Source organism: Paraferrimonas sp. SM1919, from assembly GCF_010993985.1.
Taxonomy (GTDB): Bacteria; Pseudomonadota; Gammaproteobacteria; order Enterobacterales; family Shewanellaceae; genus SM1919.
This window is the reverse complement of the sequence record NZ_WINH01000004.1, coordinates 76,693-101,296: the sequence shown is the minus strand read 5'-3', so window position 1 is coordinate 101,296 and position 24,604 is coordinate 76,693. Positions and strand designations below refer to the sequence as shown.

General features: G+C 42.9%; 25 protein-coding genes and 7 tRNA genes. 7 read left to right on the top strand and 25 right to left on the bottom strand.

Translation table 11 applies throughout. The annotated features are described in order from the left end of the window. The first annotated feature begins 5 nt into the window (after positions 1 to 5). From GFB48_RS03630 to GFB48_RS03620, 3 genes are read left to right on the top strand one after another with little or no spacing between them, the layout of a single operon-like run. A complete protein-coding gene (locus tag GFB48_RS03630) occupies positions 6 to 905 on the top strand; it encodes an alpha/beta hydrolase (protein ID WP_163931256.1) in 900 nt (299 codons plus the stop codon). After that, entirely contained in the window at positions 896 to 1,612 is a 717-nt protein-coding gene (locus tag GFB48_RS03625; RefSeq protein ID WP_163931253.1) for a response regulator transcription factor, read from the top strand. The genes GFB48_RS03630 and GFB48_RS03625 overlap by 10 nt, the downstream gene beginning before the upstream one ends. Then, positions 1,612 to 2,895 (top strand): HAMP domain-containing sensor histidine kinase, encoded by a 1,284-nt coding sequence (locus GFB48_RS03620; RefSeq protein WP_163931251.1) that lies wholly within the window; start codon positions 1,612 to 1,614, stop codon positions 2,893 to 2,895. The genes GFB48_RS03625 and GFB48_RS03620 overlap by 1 nt, the downstream gene beginning before the upstream one ends. 204 nt (positions 2,896 to 3,099) lie before the next feature. On the opposite strand, the gene GFB48_RS03615 is transcribed toward GFB48_RS03620, so the two are convergent. The 13 genes from GFB48_RS03615 to cysS form a co-directional block, all read right to left on the bottom strand. Continuing rightward, positions 3,100 to 3,186, bottom strand: a tRNA-Leu gene (locus GFB48_RS03615). Between the two features lie 19 nt (positions 3,187 to 3,205). Then, positions 3,206 to 3,279, bottom strand: a tRNA-Cys gene (locus tag GFB48_RS03610). A 329-nt stretch (positions 3,280 to 3,608) separates the two neighbouring features. Then, a tRNA-Leu gene (locus GFB48_RS03605) sits at positions 3,609 to 3,695 on the bottom strand. Positions 3,696 to 3,714: 19 nt separating this feature from the next. Then, positions 3,715 to 3,788: transfer RNA gene (locus GFB48_RS03600), tRNA-Cys, on the bottom strand. A 522-nt stretch (positions 3,789 to 4,310) separates the two neighbouring features. Beyond that, on the bottom strand, positions 4,311 to 4,646 hold the full coding sequence (locus tag GFB48_RS03595; RefSeq protein WP_205597675.1) for a PBPRA1643 family SWIM/SEC-C metal-binding motif protein: 336 nt from the start codon (positions 4,644 to 4,646) through the stop codon (positions 4,311 to 4,313). Between the two features lie 89 nt (positions 4,647 to 4,735). Further along, positions 4,736 to 4,822 (bottom strand) — tRNA-Leu (locus GFB48_RS03590). A gap of 19 nt (positions 4,823 to 4,841) precedes the next feature. Continuing rightward, positions 4,842 to 4,915 (bottom strand) — tRNA-Cys (locus GFB48_RS03585). Positions 4,916 to 5,024: 109 nt separating this feature from the next. Further along, a complete protein-coding gene (pgsA, locus tag GFB48_RS03580) occupies positions 5,025 to 5,576 on the bottom strand; it encodes a CDP-diacylglycerol--glycerol-3-phosphate 3-phosphatidyltransferase (RefSeq protein ID WP_163931245.1) in 552 nt (183 codons plus the stop codon). Between the two features lie 45 nt (positions 5,577 to 5,621). After that, a complete protein-coding gene (gene uvrC, locus GFB48_RS03575) occupies positions 5,622 to 7,454 on the bottom strand; it encodes an excinuclease ABC subunit UvrC (protein WP_163931242.1) in 1,833 nt (610 codons plus the stop codon). A gap of 1 nt (position 7,455) precedes the next feature. Then, positions 7,456 to 8,100 (bottom strand): UvrY/SirA/GacA family response regulator transcription factor, encoded by a 645-nt coding sequence (uvrY, locus tag GFB48_RS03570; protein ID WP_163931238.1) that lies wholly within the window; start codon positions 8,098 to 8,100, stop codon positions 7,456 to 7,458. Positions 8,101 to 9,177: 1,077 nt separating this feature from the next. Beyond that, a tRNA-Ser gene (locus tag GFB48_RS03565) sits at positions 9,178 to 9,268 on the bottom strand. Between the two features lie 55 nt (positions 9,269 to 9,323). Beyond that, on the bottom strand, positions 9,324 to 10,025 hold the full coding sequence (locus GFB48_RS03560) for a glutathione S-transferase family protein (RefSeq protein ID WP_163931235.1): 702 nt from the start codon (positions 10,023 to 10,025) through the stop codon (positions 9,324 to 9,326). A gap of 101 nt (positions 10,026 to 10,126) precedes the next feature. Next, positions 10,127 to 11,515, bottom strand: a complete 1,389-nt coding sequence (gene cysS / locus GFB48_RS03555) for a cysteine--tRNA ligase (protein WP_163931232.1) — start codon at positions 11,513 to 11,515, stop codon at positions 10,127 to 10,129. Positions 11,516 to 11,668: 153 nt separating this feature from the next. Here cysS and GFB48_RS03550 point away from each other — a divergent pair, with 153 nt between their 5' ends. Continuing rightward, positions 11,669 to 12,160, top strand: coding sequence for a peptidylprolyl isomerase (locus GFB48_RS03550; protein WP_163931229.1), 492 nt, complete (start codon positions 11,669 to 11,671; stop codon positions 12,158 to 12,160). Next, complete coding sequence (locus tag GFB48_RS03545) at positions 12,153 to 12,884, top strand: UDP-2,3-diacylglucosamine diphosphatase (RefSeq protein ID WP_163931226.1); 732 nt, start codon at positions 12,153 to 12,155, stop codon at positions 12,882 to 12,884. Before GFB48_RS03550 ends, GFB48_RS03545 begins: the two co-directional genes overlap by 8 nt. An 8-nt stretch (positions 12,885 to 12,892) precedes the next feature. Here the strand turns inward: GFB48_RS03545 and GFB48_RS03540 are convergent, their stop codons facing one another. The 3 genes from GFB48_RS03540 to GFB48_RS03530 form a co-directional block, all read right to left on the bottom strand. Further along, the gene (locus tag GFB48_RS03540) at positions 12,893 to 13,072 is read right to left on the bottom strand and encodes a hypothetical protein (RefSeq protein WP_163931223.1); all 180 of its coding nucleotides are present in this window, start codon (positions 13,070 to 13,072) and stop codon (positions 12,893 to 12,895) included. 345 nt (positions 13,073 to 13,417) lie between these two features. Continuing rightward, the gene (locus GFB48_RS03535; RefSeq protein ID WP_163931220.1) at positions 13,418 to 13,882 is read right to left on the bottom strand and encodes a cytochrome C; all 465 of its coding nucleotides are present in this window, start codon (positions 13,880 to 13,882) and stop codon (positions 13,418 to 13,420) included. An 85-nt stretch (positions 13,883 to 13,967) separates the two neighbouring features. Then, positions 13,968 to 15,323 carry an MBL fold metallo-hydrolase RNA specificity domain-containing protein gene (locus GFB48_RS03530; RefSeq protein ID WP_163931218.1) on the bottom strand — a complete coding sequence of 452 codons (1,356 nt, stop codon included), beginning with the start codon at positions 15,321 to 15,323 and terminating at the stop codon, positions 13,968 to 13,970. 159 nt (positions 15,324 to 15,482) lie between these two features. Here GFB48_RS03530 and sbcB point away from each other — a divergent pair, with 159 nt between their 5' ends. Both sbcB and cdd read left to right on the top strand, forming a co-directional pair. Next, complete coding sequence (gene sbcB, locus GFB48_RS03525; protein WP_163931215.1) at positions 15,483 to 16,895, top strand: exodeoxyribonuclease I; 1,413 nt, start codon at positions 15,483 to 15,485, stop codon at positions 16,893 to 16,895. Between the two features lie 11 nt (positions 16,896 to 16,906). Next, entirely contained in the window at positions 16,907 to 17,782 is an 876-nt protein-coding gene (gene cdd, locus GFB48_RS03520; RefSeq protein WP_240464821.1) for a cytidine deaminase, read from the top strand. 45 nt (positions 17,783 to 17,827) lie between these two features. Here cdd and GFB48_RS03515 read toward each other — a convergent pair whose 3' ends face one another. The 9 genes from GFB48_RS03515 to yceD form a co-directional block, all read right to left on the bottom strand. Further along, the gene (locus GFB48_RS03515) at positions 17,828 to 18,304 is read right to left on the bottom strand and encodes an acyl-CoA thioesterase (RefSeq protein ID WP_163931209.1); all 477 of its coding nucleotides are present in this window, start codon (positions 18,302 to 18,304) and stop codon (positions 17,828 to 17,830) included. A gap of 46 nt (positions 18,305 to 18,350) precedes the next feature. Then, positions 18,351 to 19,592 (bottom strand): beta-ketoacyl-ACP synthase II, encoded by a 1,242-nt coding sequence (gene fabF, locus GFB48_RS03510; RefSeq protein ID WP_163931206.1) that lies wholly within the window; start codon positions 19,590 to 19,592, stop codon positions 18,351 to 18,353. A gap of 70 nt (positions 19,593 to 19,662) precedes the next feature. Next, positions 19,663 to 19,896: an acyl carrier protein gene (gene acpP / locus GFB48_RS03505; protein WP_163931203.1), complete on the bottom strand. Its 234-nt coding sequence runs from the start codon at positions 19,894 to 19,896 to the stop codon at positions 19,663 to 19,665. A gap of 149 nt (positions 19,897 to 20,045) precedes the next feature. Continuing rightward, positions 20,046 to 20,792 (bottom strand): 3-oxoacyl-ACP reductase FabG, encoded by a 747-nt coding sequence (gene fabG, locus GFB48_RS03500; RefSeq protein ID WP_163931201.1) that lies wholly within the window; start codon positions 20,790 to 20,792, stop codon positions 20,046 to 20,048. Between the two features lie 13 nt (positions 20,793 to 20,805). Further along, a complete protein-coding gene (gene fabD / locus GFB48_RS03495; RefSeq protein WP_163931199.1) occupies positions 20,806 to 21,726 on the bottom strand; it encodes an ACP S-malonyltransferase in 921 nt (306 codons plus the stop codon). Between the two features lie 12 nt (positions 21,727 to 21,738). Further along, positions 21,739 to 22,698, bottom strand: a complete 960-nt coding sequence (locus GFB48_RS03490) for a beta-ketoacyl-ACP synthase III (RefSeq protein WP_163931474.1) — start codon at positions 22,696 to 22,698, stop codon at positions 21,739 to 21,741. After that, the gene (gene plsX / locus GFB48_RS03485) at positions 22,694 to 23,731 is read right to left on the bottom strand and encodes a phosphate acyltransferase PlsX (RefSeq protein WP_163931197.1); all 1,038 of its coding nucleotides are present in this window, start codon (positions 23,729 to 23,731) and stop codon (positions 22,694 to 22,696) included. The genes GFB48_RS03490 and plsX overlap by 5 nt, the downstream gene beginning before the upstream one ends. 12 nt (positions 23,732 to 23,743) lie before the next feature. Beyond that, positions 23,744 to 23,914 (bottom strand): 50S ribosomal protein L32, encoded by a 171-nt coding sequence (rpmF, locus tag GFB48_RS03480; RefSeq protein WP_163931195.1) that lies wholly within the window; start codon positions 23,912 to 23,914, stop codon positions 23,744 to 23,746. 15 nt (positions 23,915 to 23,929) lie between these two features. Continuing rightward, a complete protein-coding gene (yceD, locus tag GFB48_RS03475) occupies positions 23,930 to 24,454 on the bottom strand; it encodes a 23S rRNA accumulation protein YceD (protein WP_163931193.1) in 525 nt (174 codons plus the stop codon). Positions 24,455 to 24,604 lie beyond the last annotated feature (150 nt).

Genomic DNA, 24,604 nt, shown 5'->3' with positions numbered 1-24,604 from the left:
AGAGTATGTGGAAAAAGATTACCTTAGGCTTAGTGTTAGCCACTTCAACCTTAGCATTACTATGGTATATGTTGTTTGGTTTAAAAAGCTATCAACTAACTGAGCAGCAACTTAAGTATACTTTTGAGTATCAAGAAGTTAATTCTGAATTGGACTTTGCCTCAGTGAGTGATCATGAGTATGCTTTTACCTTTAGTAGTTTTGATGGTGCCCAAGTTAATGGCCGAATAAAACTACCAATGACAAGCAAAAAACAGTCTGAACTACCCATATTTATTGGTTTGCATGCCATGGGGCGCAGTGATAACCGTTGGTTTAGTGACAGCTTTAAAGATAGACCAACCCTAGAACAAACCCACACACTTGCGAATATGGCATTAGAAGCCGGTAATATTGTGATAGCTATGGATGCCAGAAACCATGGCTTGCGTAAAGATCCTCAACTTACCATTAAGCAGATCATGTGGGGCATGCACTTATGGGGAAAACGCCAACCCTATGAAAACATGATTATTAATACGGTGAAAGACTATAGGGTACTATTAGATTTACTGCAGCAACACCCTCAATTTAATGCAGATAAGGTTAAAATAGCGGGTTATAGTATGGGCGGGCACATGGCATTATTATTAGCCTCAGCCGATCACAGGGTAACGCAGGTTTTGTCGATAGTACCGCCCCATTTAGATGATAAAACGGCCTTGGTTGCCCCTCAAAATTACCTTAAAAACGCCGCTGCCAATAAAATTTGGCTGGTGAGTGCCAATGATGATAAGTATGCTGATATAAAGGACAATCAAGCGCTATTTAATTTATTAAAAGCAGGCAACAAACGCCATATTCAGTTTGAAGGTGGCCATGTTCTGCCTGATGGTTACCCACAACAATTACATGGATGGTTTTAGTGAAAGACACGCCCCTTAAATTGCTTGTCGTTGAGGACAATATCAGTTTATCTAAGAATATTGCTGAGTTTATGGATGCTCACAATGTGCAATTAGATTTTGCCTATGATGGCCAAATGGCCTGCGACTTAGCACTTTCTGAACATTTCGACTGTATTGTCCTTGATTTAACCATGCCAAAGATGGATGGATTAAGCGCCTGCAAAATGATAAGGGAGCAAGCAAATAGGCATATTCCTATCATTATGCTTACAGCCAGAGACAGCCTCGATGATAAATTAACGGGCTTTCGCTATGGCGCCGATGACTACTTGACTAAACCCTTTGCCCTAGAAGAATTACTGGTTCGCATTCAAGTGATCGCTGCCCGGGTACAAAGCCAGAATAGCGCACGACTTTGCCATGGTAGCGGCGAAAACCAGCTGGTTTTGGATATCAGTGCCAATAAAGTATTTAGGGCTAAGCAAGAAATAAGCTTGCCCCCTATCGCCTTTAAAATCTTTAGCATACTCATGCATGCCCATCCGCGTACGGTGAGTCGTAGCGAATTACTAGATAAAATTTGGCAAGGGGACAATACCGATTCCGACGCGTTAAGATCGCACTTATATCAACTGCGCAAAGCCATTGATAAACCCTTCAATTCGGAAGTGATAAAAACCATTCATGGGGTTGGTTTTGGTTTAAAAATTAATGGGGAATCATAGTGTTCACAACGATACGTAACAAAATCATAGTTAATATTATTGCCATTTCGGTAGCGGTAAGCCTAGTGTTCGTAATGATTGGCCTTCTAGTGAGTTATTATGTGGAAGATGCCATGTTTACTAGGCAGCTTAACGACGAAAAAGTAAAGGTAGAATCTCAATTAGTTAGAGGACAAATACCAACTACTGGCATCCCTTACATTAAGTACTACCCCAATAAAGGTGAATTACCTAAACCCATTTTAACGCTATTAGCACAAGAGCCTCAACGGATAGAGTTCCCCGGCGACAATAGCCAACATTATCACTTATTAGAAATAAAGAATGGATATTTAGTTGCCGAAGTCAGTGACTATTTAATTGTTAGGCAAATCAAACAAGGTATTGCCTATTTGGTAGTGCAAGTATTGGTGGTGATTTTACTTCTAGTAGGCTTTATTGCTTGGCGAATTGCCAGACGCATAGTTAAACCTATAGATAAGCTAACTTCAATATTAAATAGTATGGATCAAAACGCATTGCCACAAGGGTTTGCTAAGGAGTTTGATAACGACGAAATGGGTTTGTTTGCACAAAAACTTGACCAAACCATGACTCGCCTAGATAAATTTATTAAACGTGAGCAAGACTTTACCCGAGATGTATCCCACGAACTTCGAACGCCCGTCGCCATTAATCAAGGTGCTGTCAGTTTGTTAAAACAGACTCAGCTGAGCGAACAGCAACAACAATTGGTTACCAGAATCGATCAAGCCAATAGCCAGATGCATGATTGTATTGAAGGGTTACTGACCCTGGCTAGAGAGGGCGAATTCAACACAGAAACGGTAAAATTATTGCCCCTAATAGAACAAGCCGTGATTGAGCACCATGAATTATTAGATAGTAATCGTGCAAAGCCGGAGTTACAGCTCAATGTCTCTTCTGAACTTAGCTTTCAAAGCAACCCTAAAGCCCTGTCGATAATTATTAATAACCTTATTGCTAATGCTTTTAGTCACAGCGATGGCGACATTGATATAAGTAATGATGAAGCCGAGTTAATCATCACTAACCCTACTAAAAACATGGCAAGTCAACACCCTAATGATTTATTTAATAAGGGCGTAAAAAGCGATGACAGTGGAGGCCTTGGCCTAGGTTTATCGATTGTGGAACGTTTGTGTACACAACTCAATTTAGCCATTTCTATTTCACACGAAAACGGTGAGATAAAGGTTGTTTTGAAGAGTAACGAAACCAGAAGCGAGAACGGCTACGCCTGCGATAACGTCACTCCGTGACTCGATAATTACGGATTACGCTCTTTCAGTATTCTGTCTTCCGTATTCGGTCGTCAAATAAGTTCTGTATTCTGCTTGTACTCGCGCTGCGTAGCAGCGTTCTCGGAGGGCGGAGCCAGTTCTCGTAACTAAGTACCCTCGAAGGCGAAGCCGCTCTGAAAACAACAAAGCCTGCTATAAAGCAGGCTTTGTTGTTTTGAATGATGGTGCCCAGGGCCGGACTTGAACCGGCACGCGGAAACCCGCGAGGGATTTTAAATCCCTTGTGTCTACCAATTTCACCACCCGGGCACACTAATTCTTTAAATTGTGGAGGCACCACCCGGAGTCGAACCGAGATCGACGGATTTGCAATCCGCAGCATAGCCATTCTGCCATAGCGCCTTGGTTTCAAGCGTTGCTTGAGAACGAGGTGCATTTTACACGGCAGAAGTTCAGCTGCAACTAAAAAATGACCTTAACTTTTCTAAGTGATTATTTTTCGATTAATTTGCATTAGAAACAAGCAAATAGAGATGTCGAAAGTCGAATATTTTTCAGTCTTCAGTGATCAGTAGTAGGGGTTCTAGCTTTTTATCCCGTTGCGCAGCAACGTGCTAGCGGGGCGAAACCAGCTTTCTTAAGGAAGTCCTTTAAGTGACTCCCATGAACCTGCGCTTCGCGCATACAACAAAGCCCGTTACTTTCGTAACGGGCTTTGTTGTTTTGAATGATGGTGCCCAGGGCCGGACTTGAACCGGCACGCGGAAACCCGCGAGGGATTTTAAATCCCTTGTGTCTACCAATTTCACCACCCGGGCACACTAATTCTGTATATTGTGGAGGCACAACCCGGAGTCAAACCGAGATCGACGGGGTTGCAATCCGCAGCATGGCCATTCTGCCATAGCGCCTTGGCTTTCAAAGTTTCCCTTGAGAACGAGGGGCATTTTACCCATCCCCACCGCCCTTGCAAGCATTAATTTATGATTTAGGATCAAGTGCTTAAAAAACAATTAAGTTGAATACTTTACGCCCAACACCGGGATGTCTAAGAAGTATTATTTACAATTTATTGCATCATAGATACCAGCCCACATCCAAATTAACATGCCTACCGACAAAACTATTATAAGGGTGACGGTACCGTAGAAGAACACCTGGTTAACGAATTGATAGTTTGATTCCCCAAGCGTAATCAATTGTGTTCTATGTAGATACACAATAATCATGCTTCCCGCATACAATGTTCCCAAAACACCTAATACCATTAAAAATAAGGCTTTCATATTCTTATCTCTTTAGTTAGTTTCGACAAGTATTTCATATGCCAACTCCATATTGGAGTTCTTAAGCTTGCGAACTCTATTAGCTATGCATAGGCCAGATACAAAAATGCCCACATAAAGTGGGCATTAATAAGAAAGGCTTGGAAGTTAACCACAACACTTTTTGTATTTTTTTCCACTGCCACAGGAGCAGGGATCATTACGGTTTGGGGTAGCCTCAACCGATACCGTTTTTGGCTTGGCCAGCAAATGTTCAAGCTCTTGCAGGTTAGTCGAACCATCTTCAGAAACACTGATGTCAGCCACTAGCTGATGTTCAGCTAACTGGGCTTGCACTTGTGCCAGCTCTTCTTCATCTTTTACTACTAGTGTTAAAGGGGCTTCCGCTGTGCCTGCTTTTAATTTTCTCGATGTATTAAAACCGTAGCTTTCGTGCTTAGGTTTTTTCTCGATTTTACCTTTATAGAAAAATTTAGACATGATGAACCTTTAGAAGTTATTTAGCTAAGCCTAGTCAATGCAGCTAAAAACAACAAAGCCTGCTGAAAAGCAGGCTTTGTTGTTTTGAATGATGGTGCCCAGGGCCGGACTTGAACCGGCACGCGGAAACCCGCGAGGGATTTTAAATCCCTTGTGTCTACCAATTTCACCACCCGGGCACACTAATTCTTTAAATTGTGGAGGCGCCACCCGGAGTCGAACCGAGATCGACGGATTTGCAATCCGCAGCATAGCCATTCTGCCATAGCGCCTTAGTTTCAAGCGTTGCTTGAGAACGAGGTGCATTTTACGGAGTTGACGTTAACAGTCAAGCTTAATTCCATAAGTTTTGTCTGTTTGCGCACTATTCAAACTAATTGGCTATTTCGATGTTGAGAAACTAGGCCACGCTGCTCGAATATAAGTGACCATCGACCAAACCGTGAGAACTGTCGCCACTAAATACATCGCCATCGCCAAATAATACATTTCATCACAGGCCTGCCAAACAAGACCTGTTATCGCCATCATTTGCGCTGCTGTCTTGTATTTTCCCATCATGGACACTTTTACGGTAGCGGTTTTACCCAGCTGTGCCATCCATTCTCGTAGTGCTGAAATCAGAACTTCCCTCGAAATCATGATTATAGCAGGAACGGTTACCCATGGATCTTGGTAGTATTCACTGATCATAACCAGGGCAACACCCACCATTAATTTATCTGCCACGGGATCTAAAAACGCTCCAAAAGGGGTTGATTGGTTCCATTTTCGAGCTAAATAACCGTCAAGTAAGTCGGTGAACGAAGCCAACATATAGATAAAAGCTGCTGCCCAAAAATTCCAAGAAACTGGAAGGTAAAAGAAGGCAATAAAAATTGGAATAAGTAAAAGCCTAAATAAAGTTAAGGCTATTGGTACATTGATAATCATAAAAATCCAAAAATAACATTGGGCTAGCTGGATCTTGCCTGAAAACTAACTGTCTCGCAATGAATCAAACAATAATTGTGCTAAATCTTTACTGATCCCAGGGACTTTGGTCAATTCTGCAACACTTGCGGCCTTGACCCCTTGGATCCCGCCTAAGTTTTGAATCAACGCTTTACGCTTTTTAGGGCCAATTCCTGGGATACCTTCAAGTGTCGAGGTCATGCGTTTTTTCTGACGTTGGCCTCTATGACCAGCAATCGCAAATCGATGGGATTCATCCCTAATATGCTGAATTAAATGCAAAGCACTACTATGGCTGTCCAGATTAACCCTGTCGTGGCTGCCACCCATGATTAACGTTTCCAAACCAGCTTTACGCCCTTCCCCTTTGGCAACACCAATTAATAAAGGGCGCATTTGCGGATCTTCTAAATGCTTATCAACAATCGCTTCGGCAGCTTTAAGTTGGCCTAAACCACCGTCAATAAACATAATATCGGGTTTCACTTGACCAGAATTAAGCGCTTTTATTCTACGCTCAATGACCTGTGCCATCGCAGCATAATCATCCCCAGGGGTGATCCCTTTAATATTAAATCTGCGGTAATTGCTCGATTTAGGACCACTGCGGTCAAACACCACACAAGACGCAACAGTGGCCTCACCCATGGTGTGTGAAATATCAAAGCACTCCATATGCTGGATGCTACCTTCAAAGTTAAGTACTTCTTCAAGTAACTGATATCTCTGCTCTATATTTGCTTTATGAGCCATCCTTGAGTCTAAAGCGGTTTGCGCATTGGTTTGAGCTAACCCCAAAAATTTAGCCCTATCGCCACGAATGTCCTTAGCAAACCGCAGTTGAATATTATGCCCCTGATCTTTAAGAACTTGGGCTAAGGGATGGGCGGCTTCAAATGTTTCAGCCACAATGATTTCAGATGGTAAGTCGATTCGCTGTTCGGTATTGAGATAGAACTGCAGCATAAAGCTCGATAGCACTTCATCAAGCTCAGTATTAGAAGGCACCTTAGGGAAATAACTGCGAGAGCCATTAATTTTACCCTGACGGATACTAAGTAAATGAAAACAGGCCATCCCACCTTGGTAGGCGATGCCTATCACGTCCAGATCTCCCCTTGCCTTACTGACTTCCTGTTGCTCAGATACTTTGCGTAGTGATTCGATTTGGTCGCGATAAACGGCAGCTTGCTCATACTCAAATTTATTCGCCGCCTGCTCCATTTTATCGATAAGCGCATGGATCACTTCATCGTTTCGACCTTTCAAAAATAGACGCACCAAATTCACTTGCTGCTGGTAGTCATACTCTGAAATTTTATCGACACAGGGACCTGAACAGCGGCCAATTTGGTACTGCAGACAAGGGCGAGATCGTGCTCGATAATAGCTGTCTTGGCACTGCCGTATTGGAAATAGCTTTTGCAGAAGGTGTAACGAATCCTTTACCGCACCGCCATTAGGATAAGGCCCAAAATACTGACCTTTCAGACGCTTAGCACCACGGTGATAGGCTAACCTTGGGTGTTTATGATCACTTAAAAATATATAAGGATAAGACTTATCGTCCCTAAGCAATACATTATATTTCGGCATGTATTGCTTAATGTAATCATTTTCTAGGATCAATGCATCCGTTTCACTATGAACAACGGTTACATCGATATGATGGATATTAGCAACTAATGCGAGGGTCTTGGGGTGCTGCTGGGTTTTTTGAAAATATGTACTTAGGCGTTTCTTGAGATTTTTCGCCTTTCCTACATAGATCACCTCCTCTGACTGGTTATACATGCGGTATACCCCAGCTTGAGAAGTGCAGTGCTTTAAAAATTCTTTCGAATCGAACTGGCTCAAATTAAATCCTAGATTTATCTAAGATCCCATGTCGAATTGCCGCTAATGTCAGCTCAACGTCACCTGTCACTTTAATCTTATCGAAGATTCGATATCGATAACTATTGACTGTTTTGGGGCTCAGATTAAGCTTTTCTGCCATATCTGTGGCTTTTTCACCGTTTATGATCATCATAGTGATTTGTAGCTCACGTTCCGAAAGCTCATCGAATGGATTATCTGAAGTATCACCCAAGGCTCCCATTGCCATCGCTTGCGCCACTTCAGGAGACAAGAAACGTTGCCCTGCCGCTACTTGCCTTATTGCTTTAAGTACATCGGTCGGGGCAGAATCTTTAGTAAGAAAACCAAAAGCACCTGCTTGCATGACTCGCTTAGGGATTGGTTGCTCGGCATAAGCGGTCAATACAATAATTTTTACGTCTGGGTTTATTCGCACGATTTTACGAGTCGCTTCCAGGCCACCAATGCCAGGCATTGTCATATCCATTAAAATGACATCTACATCATTTTTACGGCACCAAGCCACAGCGTCTTCACCACTACTACATTCGCCATGGACTTTGAGACCTTTTTCATCACTAATCAATCGACTGATACCGCTACGAACAATGTCATGATCATCTACTACTAGTACATTAATCACCAGATACCCTCATTTTTTATATCACGAAGCTCTTGGACTTCTTGAAATACAATGTAGCACTTCAAAATAAGATATGCAGCACAAAAATAGTTTTCATAGCTGATAAATCAGACAAACAACACCATGAAGCCTGTCACTGTGGCCGTTAACAGCAGAAATAAACAACATTAACTCTGTAAACTCAATAATGATTAAGCGACATCAATTAGACAGCAAGAACAGCGAACGACTGCAGGCGCAATTAACCTGTAGTTATTAAAAAACTATTTGATTAGTCAGCCTTTCTATATTTGGCAGAGATAGGGATTTGAACCCTCAAGATAAAGGGCGCGATTAACCTCAGGTTAATACCAAAAAACCCGCTAACAAGTAGCGGGTTTTTCTTATGTGGCAAAGAGATAGGGATTTGAACCCTCAGCATAAAGAGCTGCTATTAACCTCAGGTTAATACCAAAAAACCAGCTCGATTGAGCGGGCTTAATTGTGGCAAAGAGATAGGGGTTTGAACCCTCAGCATAAAGAGCTGCTATTAACCTCAGGTTAATACCCAAAAACCCGCTCGATTGAGCGGGCTTTAATGTGGCAAAGAGATAGGGATTTGAACCCTCAAGATAAAGAGCTGCTATTAACCTCAGGTTAATACCAAAAAACCCGCTAACAAGTAGCTGGTTTCTCTTATGTGGCAAAGAGATAGGGATTTGAACCCTCAAGATAAAGAGCTGCTATTAACCTCAGGTTAATACCAAAAACCCGCTAACAAGTAGCGGGTTTCTCTTATGTGGCAAAGAGATAGGGATTTGAACCCTCAAGATAAAGGGCGCGATTAACCTCAGGTTAATACGAAAAAACCCGCTAACAAGTAGCGGGTTTCTCTTATGTGGCAAAGAGATAGGGATTTGAACCCTCAAGATAAAGGGCGCGATTAACCTCAGGTTAATACCAAAAAACCCGCTAACAAGTAGCGGGTTTTTCTTATGTGGCAAAGAGATAGGGATTTGAACCCTCAAGATAAAGAGCTGCTATTAACCTCAGGTTAATACCAAAAAACCCGCTAACAAGTAGCGGGTTTTTCTTATGTGGCGGAGAGATAGGGATTTGAACCCTAGATAGGCTATTAACCTATGCCGGTTTTCAAGACCGGTGCTTTCAACCACTCAGCCATCTCTCCGAAGCGGGTTGAATAATACGGATATAGGGCTTATCTGTAAAGTATAAATTTACATTCAGCCAGCCGACTGCTCAACTATTGCACGACGGTCCTCAATAATCGTACCTAATGTCGCTAATTCTGCCTCATGGGGGTCATCCCTGAAGGTTTCCGCTATGGCTTGTTGATACCAAGTTTGCCAACTCACTAAGCTTTCTATCTTGTCTGAGTATGCTTTTAGAATTGGACTTAACTCTATTTGATAAGTTTTAAACCTGGATAATACTGGTGCATAGAAGGCATCAACGGCAGTGAAGTGATTGCCCGCAAGAAAAGGTCCACCGAATTGCTGCAAACCATATTCTAGCAATGCCTGTACTTTCTCAATATCAGCAGCTAACGCTGCAGAAATATCATTGAGTTTAAAAGTAATACCACAATTCATTGGGCACTGATTTCTTATTTCAAAAAAACCAGAGTGCATTTGTGCGCAAGCACTTCTAGCCCATGCCCTTGTGCGTTTTTCTTGCGGCCAAACTTGTTGGTACTCTTCCGCTAAGTACTCAATAATCGCAAGGGAATCGTTCACCACGACTTTATAATCATGTAAACATGGGACCAGAGAACTTGGACTAAATGCTTTGAATTGAGCGGCGGTATTGCTTCCGGCAAACGGCACCAATACTTCTTCAAATTCTATACCTAAGGTTTTCATTAATAGCCACGGCCGAAATGACCAAGAAGAGTAGTTTTTATTTCCAATATAAAGTTTATACATGCTCACCCCCTGAACTTTAGATCCTTTAAGCTTTATTCTTTGCATAAAAAAAGCTCACTTTAAAGTGAGCTTTTTTCAATATGTTTTAGCAACTTAATTTATTAAGCGCGGCGCCAGGTTGTTTTGCCGTCTTTATCTTCTAGGACAATGCCTAGGGCATTGAGCTTGTCACGAGCTTCGTCCGCAGCAGGCCAGTTTTTATCGGCACGGGCTTGGTTACGCATAACGATTAATGCTTCAATTTCAGCCACTTCATCATCGTTACCCTGACCTGCACCACCTTGTAAGAAGGCTTGTGGTTGTTGCTGTAAAATACCTAGAATTTCCGCCAGTTGCTTAAGCTTGTTGCCTAAAGCGCTGGCCGCAGTGATATCCGCTTCTTTTAAGCGATTAACTTCGCGGGCCATATCAAACAGCGTTGAATAAGCTTCTGGGGTATTGAAATCATCGTTCATGGCTTTGTTAAAGCGCTCAACAAATTCCGCGGATTCTGCCGCTGCTACGCTGGTGTCTAAGTCACGCAATGACGTGTATAAACGCTCAAGCGAGGCACGGGCTTGTTTCAAGTTATCTTCTGAATAGTTCAGTTGTGAACGATAGTTAGAAGATAATAAGAAATAGCGTACGGTTTCTGGGTCAAAGTGCTCTAACACGTCACGTACGGTAAAGAAATTGCCTAATGACTTAGACATTTTTTCTTTATCAACCATTACCATGCCCGTGTGCATCCAGGTGTTTACGTAATCTTTTTCATTGGCACAGCACGACTGGGCAATTTCGTTTTCATGGTGTGGGAACTTAAGATCTGAACCACCACCATGTATGTCAAAATGCTCGCCTAGGTGCTTCACGTTCATCGCCGAACACTCAATGTGCCAACCAGGGCGACCCTCACCCCATGGTGATGGCCATGCTGGTTCACCTGGTTTACTCATTTTCCAAAGCACGAAATCTGCTGCATTACGCTTGGCCATTTCTACCGCTACCCGAGAACCCGCTTGCAGTTGCTCTAAGTCTTGACCAGATAAACGGCCGTACTCATTAAAGCTTTCTACCGAGAACATCACATCACCATTGTCACCCACATAGGCGTGCTCTTTAGCGATCAAGGTTTCAACCATATCAATGATTTCTTGAATGTGCTCAGTTGCTTTTGGCTCGATGTCCGGGCGAATTAGGTTTAACGCATCAAAATCTTTGTGCATTTCTACCGTTAGCTCTTCGGTTAATTCCTTAGAGCTAATGCCACGCTCGTTGGCGCGTTTAATGATTTTATCGTCAATGTCGGTGATATTTCGCACATACGTTAAGTCATAACCTAAGTAACGCAGATAACGAGCCACCATATCAAAACTGATATAGGTACGAGCGTGACCAATGTGACACAAATCATAGATGGTGATCCCACACACATACATGCCTACTTTATTGTCTTCAATAGGCTTAAATACTTCTTTTTGTCTTGAAAGTGTGTTGTAGATTTGCAACATCGGTTAATTCTTCCTCATACACGATGAATATAGGTTTATTGGCGCTAATTCTAGCACTTAGCAAATGTATTTAACACTCTACTTTAAGCACAAAGCCAATTCCGTTAAACTTAAGCGGATTTTAATTGAATTTATTAACTGCGAGTACAAAGTATGATTACTTTAACCACAAATTTTGGCGACATTAAAGTTAAACTGAACCACGAAGCGGCACCAGTGACCTGTGAAAACTTTGAAAACTATGTAAAAAGTGGTTTCTACGACGGTACAATTTTCCACCGCGTCATTGATGGCTTTATGATCCAAGGTGGCGGTTTCACTGCTGAAATGGAACAAAAGAAACCTCAAGCTCCAATTAAGAACGAAGCCAACAATGGTTTGAGCAACAAGGTCGGTACGTTAGCAATGGCTCGTACTCAAGATCCTCACTCAGCCACTGCCCAGTTCTTTATTAACGTAAAAGACAATGGTTTCCTAAACCACACCGGCGAAAATCTTCACGGTTGGGGTTACTGCGTGTTTGCAGAAGTGGTTGAAGGCATGGAAGTAGTAGAAAAAATTAAAGCTGTAGACACGGGCAACCACGGTATGCACCAAGATGTACCGCTAGAGCCAGTGATTATTGAGAAGGCAACCATTGCTTAATTTATCTTTTAACAAAGGTAAAGTTGTCTTTATTGGGGATCTGCACTTAAGTGCGGATCGCCCTGACATTAACTCAGCCTTTGATCGTTTTTTAGCTAACCTTGAAGAAATTGAAGCCCTGTTCATTATGGGTGACTTGTTCGAGGTATGGATTGGTGATGACATTGCAGAACCTTTCGCCCTTGAATTAGCCAATAAACTTAAAAAGTTAAGCACTCAGTTCCCTATCTACTTCACCCATGGTAATCGGGATTTTATGCTAGGTAAACGCTATGCTGAATTATCAGGCATGACTTTGCTTGAAGAAGATCAAACCATTGATCTGTTTGGCAATAAAGCGGTCGTACTGCATGGCGATAGCCTTTGTACCTTAGATGAGGCTTATCAAAAGTTTCGTCGTTTTAGGAACCAAGCTTGGGCCCGTGCTATTTACAATGCTTTACCCAAAATGATTCGTCGACGTATTGCTGCCAATATCCGCGCCAATTCAAAAGCCGCGAATCAGGGTAAGACCTATGAAGTGATGGATGTGACTCCCCAAGCTGTGACCGATAAACTGCAACAGTACCAAGTACAGTGGTTAATCCATGGGCATACCCATCGACCTAAAGTACATACTTTGGCCAATCTGCAAAAACGGTTTGTAGTCGGTGATTGGTATGAGCAATGTTCTGTATTAACCATTGATAAAAATGGTTATCAACTCAGTACCAGCCCACTTTAACGGTACACTTAGTGATTATTAGCCGAGCGTTTCATGGTTCGGCTTTTTATCAAATAATAAATACTCACAAGCACTGGTAACGTAAACCATAAGCCTTGATATAACCAAAACCAAGTGAACTTTGCTACCGTTAACCAAATTTCACCCGCAAAGTTAAAGCTCAAATTACCCGCTAACGCATATCCCATTGGCAGAGAACCTATGCCCAAAATTGCACAAATGCGCTTTAAAGCTAAGCCACATTGGGGTGGCAATAGCACATACCACCAAAGACAGGCTACTACATAAATCAATAAATTAATTAAGGGCAAAGACCCAAGATACACTGTTAATATTGGCAACCAGCCCAAAAAAGTTGCCAGTACAATTACAACAAGGATCAATAAAAAAGCGTTTATCATTGTAATACGATTGCCATTAACACGGTTATGCGCCCTAATCTAACACATTTACCTTTAATGCATAAAAAAGCAGCGCTTAAGTGCGCCGCTTTATCAGAACTCAGCAAACGATTAATGGTTCAAGGGGTGCTATCAATAACCATAGTTGCTGTAGACAGTTCTCTGGTAATGCATAAGTTCATAATGGGTTTCAAGATAAGTCACCAAATCAACCAGTTCTGTCACAGTCATTAAATCGTTGTAGATACGCATATCTGAGACCATACCTCTTTGTTGCTTATCGTATTTGCCATAACCCGCAGTCACTTTATGAGATGGATTGATGACCGAGGTAAGGAGATCGGCATAGGTTTTCTGACGTGCGGTTTTACCGCCAATTTGTACCACATAATCTGTATTTTTAACCACATCATCTTGGGGAACTTCACCCTTGATCACATGGCAAGATAAACATTGATACTTATGTAATACCAACCGGCCTTGTTCAACATCTCCCTGTGGCAGACTAAAACCTCTCGGCGAAGCATTAGGACCACTGTCGCAGCCCACTAAAACAGCAGAGATTAGCAATAACAAACTATTAATAAGATGTTTCATGATCGCTCCTTATCCTTGTATCCTTGTTAACCATAAACGAATACCGTCACCAGCGTACAAAAATTAAACAGCCATTTGATCTACATCAAAGCCGTAGGATACTTTTATAAGTCGCCACAGAGGCTTGAAATGGGCTATGTTGATTTAAATAGTCACGAAAGCTTTCTAAGGCCGGCTCTTCTCCATGAACCAAAATGATGGGGGTGTTTTTATCTAAATCTGACTCCATTAACCAATTTAAAATATCCTGATGATCACCATGGGCAGAAAGCCCCTCAATCATATCCACTTTAGCCTTAACGGGGATCCAATCGCCGTGAATTTTTACAGTCGCCTCGCCCCTTATTAGTTTTGCACCTCTGGTTCCCCCAGCTTGATAACCACTAAATAACAACGTCGTTCTATGGTCACTGAGTAGATGCTTCATGTGATGCAATATACGTCCACCGGTTGCCATACCACTGCCGGCAATAATAATGTGGGGCACACGAATACCGGCTAAGGCCTTTGAGTCCTCGACTGATTTAACATAAGTATTCATCGCTTCCATTAATTGGCATTGTTGTGTATTGAGTTTGTGCTGCTGACGATGACGGCAATAGATATCTGACACCTTAATAGCCATTGGACTGTCGATATAAATGGGTAATTTAGGAATTTTGTGATCGACAATGAGTCTTGCCAGCATGTATTGCAACGTTTGTGCACGGCCTACACAAAAACTCGGGATGAGTAACACCCCTCCTTTATGGGCTGTGTCATTAACGACCTTCGCCAGTTGATGATATGGATCTTCACGACTATGAAGCCTATCGCCATAAGTCGACTCTAATAATAATAAGTCCAATTTAGGAAGTTTACTTGGGGGATGCATAACAATGTCATCAGGGCGGCCAACATCACCTGAAAAGCCAATGACTTTTCCTTGGGCCTTAATAATGACACTGGATGCGCCTAAAATATGCCCAGCACTTTGCAATTTAATTTCTACATCACCCACCTTAAATGGCTGTTCAAAATCCACCTCATGAAATAGGCTTAAGCATTCTTTAGCAGTCTGTTCATCGTATAGGGGTTCGGGAGAGTCATGTTTGCCGATTTGATGTTTTTTATAAAATTTGGCGTCTTCTTCTTGAATGTGACCACTGTCAGGTAACAAAATCTCACACAACGCCAAGCTGCCCGGATGAGTATACACTGGACCACGATAGCCTTTTTTATAAAACGCAGGAATGTAACCAGAGTGATCTAAATGAGCATGAGTTAAGATAATCGCATCAATAGTGGCAATATCTAATGGCAATGGTTCTCGGTTACGCTGTCGCAGCCACTTATAGCCTTGAAACAAGCCACAATCTATCAGGATTTTAGTGGATTGAGTTTCAACCAAGTATTTTGAACCTGTCACTGTTTGAGTGCCACCAAGAAATGTTATATTCATATTCGGTAGGCTGTCCTGAATTGCTATTATTGGTTAAGTATAGCCATTAGTTGTTTTTATTTTCAGCAGTTATTTTTGACGCCTAAGCAGGTGCTAACAACTTATCTCTAAAGCTGTTAGTATCTCGTTATATCAATAACATAAACTCGGATAAGCATCATGACCACTTCCCAGCCAACCTTACTTTGGCACGATTATGAAACTTGGGGTGTCAGCCCAAGCACAGACAGACCCGCCCAGTTTGCCGCCATCCGTACCGATTTAGAGTTAAACCCTGTGGGACGTGCGATTGATGATTTTTGTCGACTAAGCCCTGATTATTTACCGAAACCCGAGGCCATGTTAGTGACCGGGATCAGTCCACAAAAAGCCAATGAAAAAGGCTATATCGAAGCTGAATTTATGGCGCGTATTAATGGCTATATGAGTGAGCCAGAAACCTGTGTGGTTGGTTATAATTCGATTCGATTCGATGATGAAGTGACCCGTTACAGCCTATATCGTAATTTTTTCGATCCATACCAAAGGGAATACTCTAATAACAATTCCCGTTGGGACATTATTGATTTGGTTAGAGCCTGTTATGCCCTCAGACCTGAAGGGATTGAATGGCCCATCAATGACAAAGGTCATGTCTCTTTTCGTTTAGAGCTGCTCACTGCAGCCAATGGCATCGGTCATACTAATGCCCATGACGCATTAAGTGACGTCGAAGCCACCATTGCGTTGGCAAAGTTAATAAAACAACAGCAGCCTAAGCTCTACGATTATGCGTTTAATTTACGACGTAAGCAGGCAGTCGCAAAGCAAATCGATGTCATTAACTTAAAGCCGTTATTACATATCAGCTCGAAATTTAGCCCTAAACATGGTTGTGCTTCTTTGGTGGTGCCGATTTGTTATCACCCAACTAACAACAATGCCATCGTTTTGGTGGACTTGTGTAAAGACATCACACCGCTATTAGAACTTACCCCTGAACAAATTATTGAGCGTTTGTATACTCCGCATAAAGAACTGCAACAACAAGACTTAGCACCGGTGCCGTTAAAGCTTTTACACCTAAACAAATGCCCGTTTATCACCACAGCTAAATCCTTAACCGATGAGATAGCCGCGCGCTTACAGATTGATAAGGCTTTTGCCCGAGTGCAATACCAAAAGCTAAAGCAAGCAATACAACTTCGCGAGAAAATTAGCGCCGCTTATGATTGTGAAGCTCCTTTTACAGCGACAGCTGATGTTGATGCCCAATTATATAATGGCTTCCCGTCCCACAGTGATAAAGCACAAATGGAAATGATCCGTCGTACTCAGGTTGAGCAACTTGCCGCACTAACCCCACAATTCGACGATGCTAAATACCATGAACTATTTTTTCGTTATAAAGCTCGCAATTATCCCCAGTGTCTTTCTGAAAACGAGCTTTTTAAGTGGCGTCAACATTGTGAACAACGTCTCAATGATCCTGATTACCTCTATAATTTAGAGAACTTAGTTGAGCAAAATATGAATAATCCACATAAACTTGGATTATTAAAGCAACTATATTCTTATTTACAATCTTTATAATGGTAAATGACATGCGTTTCCAACCCGCACTTTCTCAAGTAGACAGCCTGCTGCATGCTAGCCTTATTCCTCTGCTCGATGACAACTTTGAAGGTTTTATCGAGCAAAGAAAAGTGCAACAGCTATTGCTCACCCATCATTTAACTATCGATAAGCTAATGCTTGCATTGTTGCCAATTGCCACCAGTTTCTCTCAACCTAGGATCAGCGGTTTTGAGGTGGGGGCCATTGCCCTTTGTGATGAAGGCAATTTATATATGGGCGCCAATCTTGAGCTGGCTCAATTACCCCTTAATCATAGTGTTCATGCTGAGCAGTCAGCCATCAGCCACGCTTGGCTGCGTGGGGCAAAAAAGCTAGTGAAAATTGCGATCAATTACAGCCCCTGTGGCCATTGTCGTCAGTTTATTAATGAAACCTTTGAAGGCGCTGAAACCCTCATCATCCTACCTAAGCGCGAAATTGCACCGCTAAAGCAATATTTACCTTATGGTTTCTCACCTAAGGATCTAGGTAAAACCGAGCAACTGCTTAATAGCAAGGCTGTGGATTTACACTATGATAGCGAAGATCCTTTAGTGATCAGTGCAATTGATGCCGCCAACAACAGCTATGCCCCATACAGCGGCAATTATGCTGGTGTCGCCCTAGAAATGGTCGATCAACGTATTTTTACCGGTAGAGTGGCAGAGAACGCGGCTTATAATCCAAGCCTAATGCCCATGCATGTAGCCTTATCAGCGTTAAACCGCAGCGGTTATGATTGTGGTGATATTCAGCGTGCCGTATTAGTAGAGTCGAGTGATGGAAAGTTATCGTTGGCGAATAACTCCCTTGATGCGTTGCATAGCGTGACTGAAATCGAATTAGAGCATTTGGTCTTATAGCCGTATTCAAAATACAAAAAAGGCGCTGATTTCAGCGCCTTTTTCTTAGGCTTCTGCTGCGCCTTTAAGCTCATCTTGCATATGCTTACGCATTTCCATAAGCTTTTTAGCCATATCTTCAAGACGCTTATCTTTGGCGGTAATTGGTTCCCAGTGGGGGACTTCAACTGGCTTACCATCTTCACCAACCGCAACCATAACGATGATACAAGATGAGGTGGTTACCCTATGACATTGTTTAGGATCACAACCGATCACATCAATAGCTAAGTGCATGGATGTTTTGCCGGTGTAAATTACTCTCGCTTCAACTTCTACCAAGTTACCAATAAATAGTGGGGCTTGGAATTGGATGCCACCCACATAGGCGGTAACACAGTAACTACTAGACCAACCAGATGCACAAGCATAGGCCGCCAAATCAATCCATTTCATCACGGCACCGCCGTGAACTTTACCACCAAAGTTCACATCACCTGGTTCAGCTAAAAATCGAAGGGTTAATTCACGTTTATTATTCATCTTTTATCCTTAAACAACCTAGGTGTCAGTCAACACCTTTAAGGGATCATTTGCATTTAGCAAACAGCAATGATCCATTCGTGCCACCAAAACCGAAAGAGTTACATAGTGCGTAATCAATCTCTCTTTCCTTTGCCGTGTTGGCGACGAAATCCAAATCACATCCTTCATCTGGGTTATCCAGATTTATGGTCGGCGGTACTTTACCATCTTTTATCGATAAAATCGTAAAAATTGCTTCAACAGAGCCCGCAGCGCCCAATAAATGACCGGTCATCGATTTGGTTGAGCTTACCAGTAAGTTATAAGCATGGTCACCAAATACTGTTTTCACTGCTTGGGCTTCAGCGACATCACCTGCTGGGGTCGACGTACCATGGGCATTAATATAACCTACTAATGATTTTTCGATTGCGGCATCTTTGATGGCATTTTCCATTGCTAAAGCCGCGCCCGCACCGTCTTTGGGTGGTGAGGTCATATGAAAGGCATCGCCGCTCATTCCGAAACCCACTAACTCAGCATAAATTTTTGCGCCACGGGCCTTCGCATGCTCGTATTCTTCTAAAATCATCATTCCGGCACCCTCACCCATGACAAAACCATCACGGTCTTTATCCCATGGACGGCTGGCTTTTTGTGGCTCATCATTACGAGTTGATAACGCCTTTGCTGCGGCAAAACCACCAATGCCCATTGGGGTATTAACCGACTCAGCGCCGCCGGCGACCATGATATCGGCATCGCCATAAGCAATCGTCCGGGCCGCAAAACCAATGTTGTGTACCCCTGTAGTACAAGCGGTAGTCACTGCAAAGTTAGGACCTGTCATACCATATTTAATCGATACATGACCCGCAATCATATTGATAATGGCACTAGGAATAAAGAAAGGAGAAATACGGCGTGGACCACTATTTTGCAGAGCAAGATGATTGGTTTCAATCGAACCTAAGCCACCAATACCTGAACCAATCGCAGTCCCCACTCGAGAGGGATCAAGACTGGCCATATCAATACCTGCGTCCTCTACCGCTTGAATGGCTGCAGCCATACCAAACTGTACAAAACGGTCCATTTTACGGGCATCTTTTTTAGATATATATTGCTCGACATCAAAGTCTTTGACGGTTGCGCTAAAACGAGTAGAAAATTCACTGGCGTCGAACTCAGTAATTTCCGTCACACCACTAGTGCCTGCTAATAGCGCATCCCATGTGCTTTGTATGTCATTGCCAACAGGAGTAATGGCACCTAAGCCTGTTACTACAATACGACGTTTAGACATATTTCTCTCCAAATAGTAAAAACAAAAACAGGCGGCCTAAGCCACCTGTTTTAAATAATTTTGCTCGCTATTACTGATTAGCAGTAACGTAGTCGATAGCAGCTTGAACTGTAGTGATCTTCTCAGCTTCTTCGTCTGGGATCTCAGTGTCAAACTCTTCTTCTAGAGCCATTACTAGCTCAACTGTGTCTAGAGAATCAGCGCCTAGGTCATCTACGAAAGAAGCTTCATGCTTCACTTCTTCTTCTTTAACACCTAGTTGTTCAACGATGATTTTGATTACGCGTTCTTCAATGTTGCTCATTTTTTTATTTTCCCATTTATTTTTACGCTTTTGCGTAGGATGCGTGTAGTTTATTGAATTTCACCGACAATGCAAGCAAAGATTATCGTGGTCTAACCACAAAAACTTACCTTTTTCGGCAGTGAATTACAAATAAAAAATTTAGTTGTTTATACCATGTACATGCCGCCATTTACGTGGATTGTTTCACCCGTAATATAGCCAGCAAGGTCTGATGATAAGAATAAAACAGTGTTTGCAATATCAGCTGGTTGGCCTAAACGATCCATTGGAACGCCAGATAAGATACCTGCTTTTTGCTCATCTGTCAGCTCGTCGGTCATATCGGTTTGGATAAAACCAGGAGCAATGGTGTTAACCGTTACATTACGTGAAGCCACTTCACGAGCCAGTGACTTAGAGAAACCGATCACACCTGCTTTAGCCGCACCATAGTTGGCTTGGCCAGCGTTGCCCATGGTACCGATTACTGAGCCAATGTTAATGATTCGACCTTGACGTTTTTTCATCATGCCACGCAATACTTGCTTGGTCAGTTTGAAAACTGAAGTCAGGTTAGTATCAATAATACTCTCCCACTCATCGTCTTTCATACGCATCATTAGATTGTCACGGGTGATACCAGCATTGTTTACTAGAATATCAACACCAGTGGTCTTTTCTTTGATGTTAGCAAACAAAGCTTCAATTGAATCAGTGTCGGTTACGTTTAATACCATACCAAAACCGTTGTCACCTAGATAAGCATCAATTGCCTCTGCACCGCGCTCAGACGTTGCCGTACCAATAACGGTAGCGCCAGCAGCGACAAGAGTTTCTGCAATAGTGCGACCAATACCACGGCTTGCACCAGTAACTAGAGCGACTTTGCCGCTCAAATCAAAACTAACACTCATGTGTGTTCCTTTATTAAATTAGGCTTTCAAGGGAAGCTTGGTCGTTTAACGAAGCTGCTGAAAGCGATTTATTAATTCTTTTAGTCAGACCAGCAAGTACCTTACCTGGACCACATTCTACTAATTGCTCGATGCCTTGCGCAGCCATGGTGTTAACCGATTCAGTCCAACGAACTGGGCTGTAAAGCTGACGAATTAATGCATCTTTGATGTCGCTAGCCACGGTTGCAGCCGCCACATCAACGTTGTTAATTACGTTTACTGCAGGGGCATTAAACTCAATTGATTCAAGTGCTTTAGCAAGTTCATCTGCCGCAGGCTTCATTAACGCACAGTGGGAAGGTACGCTAACGGGTAGAGGCAGTGCTCGCTTAGCACCGGCTTCTTTACACAGTGCACCTGCACGTTCTACAGCGTCTTTTTCACCAGCAATAACGACTTGTCCTGGAGAGTTAAAGTTAACAGGGCTAACCACTTGACCTTGAGCGGCTTGCTCACAAGCCTGAGCGATAGCATCGTCTTCTAGACCAATAATAGCGTACATCGCACCAGTCCCTGCTGGTACCGCTTTTTGCATAAGTTGACCACGAAGCTCAACCAGTTTAATTGCTGCTTTAAAATCGATCACACCAGCACATACCAAGGCCGAGTACTCACCTAAAGAATGGCCGGCCATTAGCGCTGGTACTTTACCGCCTTGGGCAAGATAGGTACGGTACATAGCCACAGAGGCTGCTAATAAAGCAGGCTGGGTACGATGGGTTTCGTTTAAGTCTTCTGCTGGACCGTCTAGAACCAGAGCGGTTAAATCATAACCTAGGGCCTCACTGGCCTCAGCAAAGGTATCTTTAGCCACTTGATGGCCAGTGATGATGTCTTGCATCATACCTACAGCTTGAGAGCCTTGACCAGGAAAAACAAAAGCTTGTGTCATTTTTTATTCCTTCTAAAATCTTACTAGGGCACTGCCCCACGCAAAGCCTGCACCAAATGCTTCTAGTAGTAACATTTGACCACGCTTGATGCGTCCGTCACGAACGGCTTCATCCAAAGCAATTGGAACGGAAGCTGCCGAAGTATTACCATGTTTATGCAACGTTAAAACGACTTGATTCAAGTCCATATTTAACTTTTTAGCCGTTGCTTTAATAATTCTTAAATTGGCTTGATGGGGAACCAGCCAATCAATATCTGTTTTCTCTAGGGCGTTATGCTCAAGAGTTTCTTTAACCACCTGAGCTAACTGGGTAACCGCCACTTTGAAGACCTCGTTACCCTGCATCTGAATGTAATCATTACCGGTTTGTTCATCAATACGACGTTTTGGCATTTCACATTTAAGTAAGTCAGCCTGCTGACCGTCGGCGTATAAATGAGTGGAGATGATACCCGGCTCATCACTGATGGCGATGATCGCCGCTCCTGCACCATCACCAAATAAGATAACCGTTGAACGGTCTTGCTCATTGCACAGTCGGCTAATAATGTCGACGCCAATGACTAATGCAATTTTACTCGAGCCTGCTTTAATAAAATTGTCAGCAATTGCCAAAGCGTAGATAAAACCCGAACAGGCGGCACTGACATCAAACGCCGGTATTTGGCTAGCGCCTAACGCTGCCTGAATTTCGCAAGCACTGGCTGGAAATGCATTTTCTGAGGTAGTGGTACCTACCACGATTAAATCAAGATCCGCAGCGGTGATCCCAGCCATATCAATGGCATTTTTAGCCGCCTCTAATCCCATAGTAGCAACAGTTTCATTAGCGGCCGCAATACGACGCTCTGAGATACCTGTTCTTTCTACAATCCACTGATCGCTGGTATCAACAATTTTTTCTAAATCACTGTTGGAACGTACCTGCTGTGGCAGATAGCTTCCTGTTCCTAAAATTTTTGTATTAATCACTTTTATGTTCTTTTGTTGCGAGTAACGACTGAACCCTATGACATATTAGGTCCGGTAACTTGCGCTCGGCCTCGATTACGGCGTGAGCAATAGCCTGATAGAAAGCTTTTTCATCTGCACCACCGTGGCTCTTTACTACCACGCCGCGCAATCCTAACAGACTCGCGCCGTTATAGTGGTCGGGGTTCATCTTTTTCAATGCTGAAGTCAGTACTGGTCGCATCAGTGAGGTTAACATTTTAAAAAACCATGATGATTTAGCCGTGGTTTGCAAATGATTGGTCAACAATCGAGCCACGCCCTCAGACGCTTTCAAGGTTGTGTTACCAACAAAGCCATCACAAACGATCACATCATGCTCACCACGGAAGATGTCATCCCCTTCAATAAAGCCCACATAATTGATGTGCGAAGCTTGTTTCAATAATTTGGCGGCTTGCTGGACCGGCTCGTTGCCTTTTATTTCTTCGCTGCCAATATTCAGCAACGCCACTTTAGGCGCGGGTCGTTGTTCTGCGACTTCGGCTAACACAGACCCCATCACGCCAAATTGGAACAACATAGTTGCTGAACAATTGACATTGGCGCCAAGATCCAACATATAAACGGGTTTATCTGCAATAGTTGGCAGACCACTGATCAATGCAGGACGTTCGATACCAGGTAGGGTTTTTAAAATAACTTTAGCCATTGCCATTAATGCCCCGGTATTACCGGAACTGACACATGCATCGGCTTGCCCAGATTTAACCAATTCTAATGCGACTCGCATTGAAGAGTTTTTGCGATGACGAAGAGCAAAGCTTGGCTTATCAGTCATACTCACGACTTGATCAGTATGCGTAATAGTAATTCTTTTGTGGGAAAAAATTCGATGTCGTCTGAGTAGCGAAGAAAGGAGTTGTTTGTCGCCCACTAGAATGAAATCTACGGACGTAAAATGTTCAAGTGCCTGCACTAGGGCAGGCACTATATTATGGGGGCCGTAATCGCCCCCCATAGTATCTAACGCAAGCGTCAGATGAGTCATCGGACTACCAACTTACTTGTTGATAACCTTTTGACCACGGTAGAAACCGTCTGCAGTCACGTGGTGACGAAGGTGAGTTTCACCAGTCTGTACGTCTACAGATAGTTGTGCTGTGGTTAAAGCATCATGTGAACGACGCATGCCACGACGTGAACGAGTCTTACGGCTTTTTTGAACTGCCATTGGTTTATCTCCTACTTACTTGTTCTTCAGTTTTTCTAACACGGCGAACGGATTTGGACGTTCCTCTTCAACCTCTTCAATCTTGCCAAAACTAACGTCTTGCGAACCTTGATTACACTGACCATCATTATGGACAGGGATCAATGGCACCGCAATAATTAGCTCATCTTCGATCAAATCGTGTAGACGAATTTCGCCATACTCGCTGGTCTCAATAGGCTCGTACGCCTGTGGGAGCTCATCGATTTCTGTTTCATCACCAATTGGTGTAAAACAGAACTCGACCGTCACCTCTGTGTTAAACGGTGTCATACAACGTTGGCAATCCAAAGTGAGCTCCGTCACAGCCTTCCCCTTGAGGTAGACTATCCCTTGAATATCAACGCCGCTTTCTAAAGACACCTTCACTTCGGAACAGTCGCCGGCACAAACACCATTCAAACGCTTGAGTTGCCTACCTGGGATTATCCCATTATAGGTAGATAACTTTTGGGCAGCTCGAACAGGGTCGATGGTAACCGGTATCTTAGTTTCTTGCATAAGGCGCGCATATTAACCTAGAACTTAAAATTGTCAAGTTCCTAGTTAATCTCCTTAAAAATTTCTGACAAAAAAATGGTAATTAAAAACCACCCCTAGCCGTTGCGTATTTTAGCCTTAGTCTGAGACTAGGTATAGTACTTTCTCAGA

Bases quoted from the DNA above. Each gene is read 5' to 3' on its own strand.
- GFB48_RS03630 (WP_163931256.1), top strand. From the start codon at position 6: ATGTGGAAAAAGATTACCTTAGGCTTAGTGTTAGCCACTTCAACCTTA.
- GFB48_RS03625 (WP_163931253.1), top strand. From the start codon at position 896: ATGGTTTTAGTGAAAGACACGCCCCTTAAATTGCTTGTCGTTGAGGAC.
- pgsA (WP_163931245.1), bottom strand. From the start codon at position 5,576: ATGATTATCAATGTACCAATAGCCTTAACTTTATTTAGGCTTTTACTT.
- GFB48_RS03560 (WP_163931235.1), bottom strand. From the start codon at position 10,025: ATGTATAAACTTTATATTGGAAATAAAAACTACTCTTCTTGGTCATTT.
- cysS (WP_163931232.1), bottom strand. From the start codon at position 11,515: ATGTTGCAAATCTACAACACACTTTCAAGACAAAAAGAAGTATTTAAG.
- GFB48_RS03550 (WP_163931229.1), top strand. From the start codon at position 11,669: ATGATTACTTTAACCACAAATTTTGGCGACATTAAAGTTAAACTGAAC.
- GFB48_RS03540 (WP_163931223.1), bottom strand. From the start codon at position 13,072: ATGGGATATGCGTTAGCGGGTAATTTGAGCTTTAACTTTGCGGGTGAA.
- GFB48_RS03535 (WP_163931220.1), bottom strand. From the start codon at position 13,882: ATGAAACATCTTATTAATAGTTTGTTATTGCTAATCTCTGCTGTTTTA.
- GFB48_RS03530 (WP_163931218.1), bottom strand. From the start codon at position 15,323: ATGAATATAACATTTCTTGGTGGCACTCAAACAGTGACAGGTTCAAAA.
- sbcB (WP_163931215.1), top strand. From the start codon at position 15,483: ATGACCACTTCCCAGCCAACCTTACTTTGGCACGATTATGAAACTTGG.
- cdd (WP_240464821.1), top strand. From the start codon at position 16,907: ATGCGTTTCCAACCCGCACTTTCTCAAGTAGACAGCCTGCTGCATGCT.
- GFB48_RS03515 (WP_163931209.1), bottom strand. From the start codon at position 18,304: ATGAATAATAAACGTGAATTAACCCTTCGATTTTTAGCTGAACCAGGT.
- fabF (WP_163931206.1), bottom strand. From the start codon at position 19,592: ATGTCTAAACGTCGTATTGTAGTAACAGGCTTAGGTGCCATTACTCCT.
- acpP (WP_163931203.1), bottom strand. From the start codon at position 19,896: ATGAGCAACATTGAAGAACGCGTAATCAAAATCATCGTTGAACAACTA.
- fabG (WP_163931201.1), bottom strand. From the start codon at position 20,792: ATGAGTGTTAGTTTTGATTTGAGCGGCAAAGTCGCTCTAGTTACTGGT.
- fabD (WP_163931199.1), bottom strand. From the start codon at position 21,726: ATGACACAAGCTTTTGTTTTTCCTGGTCAAGGCTCTCAAGCTGTAGGT.
- plsX (WP_163931197.1), bottom strand. From the start codon at position 23,731: ATGACTCATCTGACGCTTGCGTTAGATACTATGGGGGGCGATTACGGC.
- rpmF (WP_163931195.1), bottom strand. From the start codon at position 23,914: ATGGCAGTTCAAAAAAGCCGTAAGACTCGTTCACGTCGTGGCATGCGT.
- yceD (WP_163931193.1), bottom strand. From the start codon at position 24,454: ATGCAAGAAACTAAGATACCGGTTACCATCGACCCTGTTCGAGCTGCC.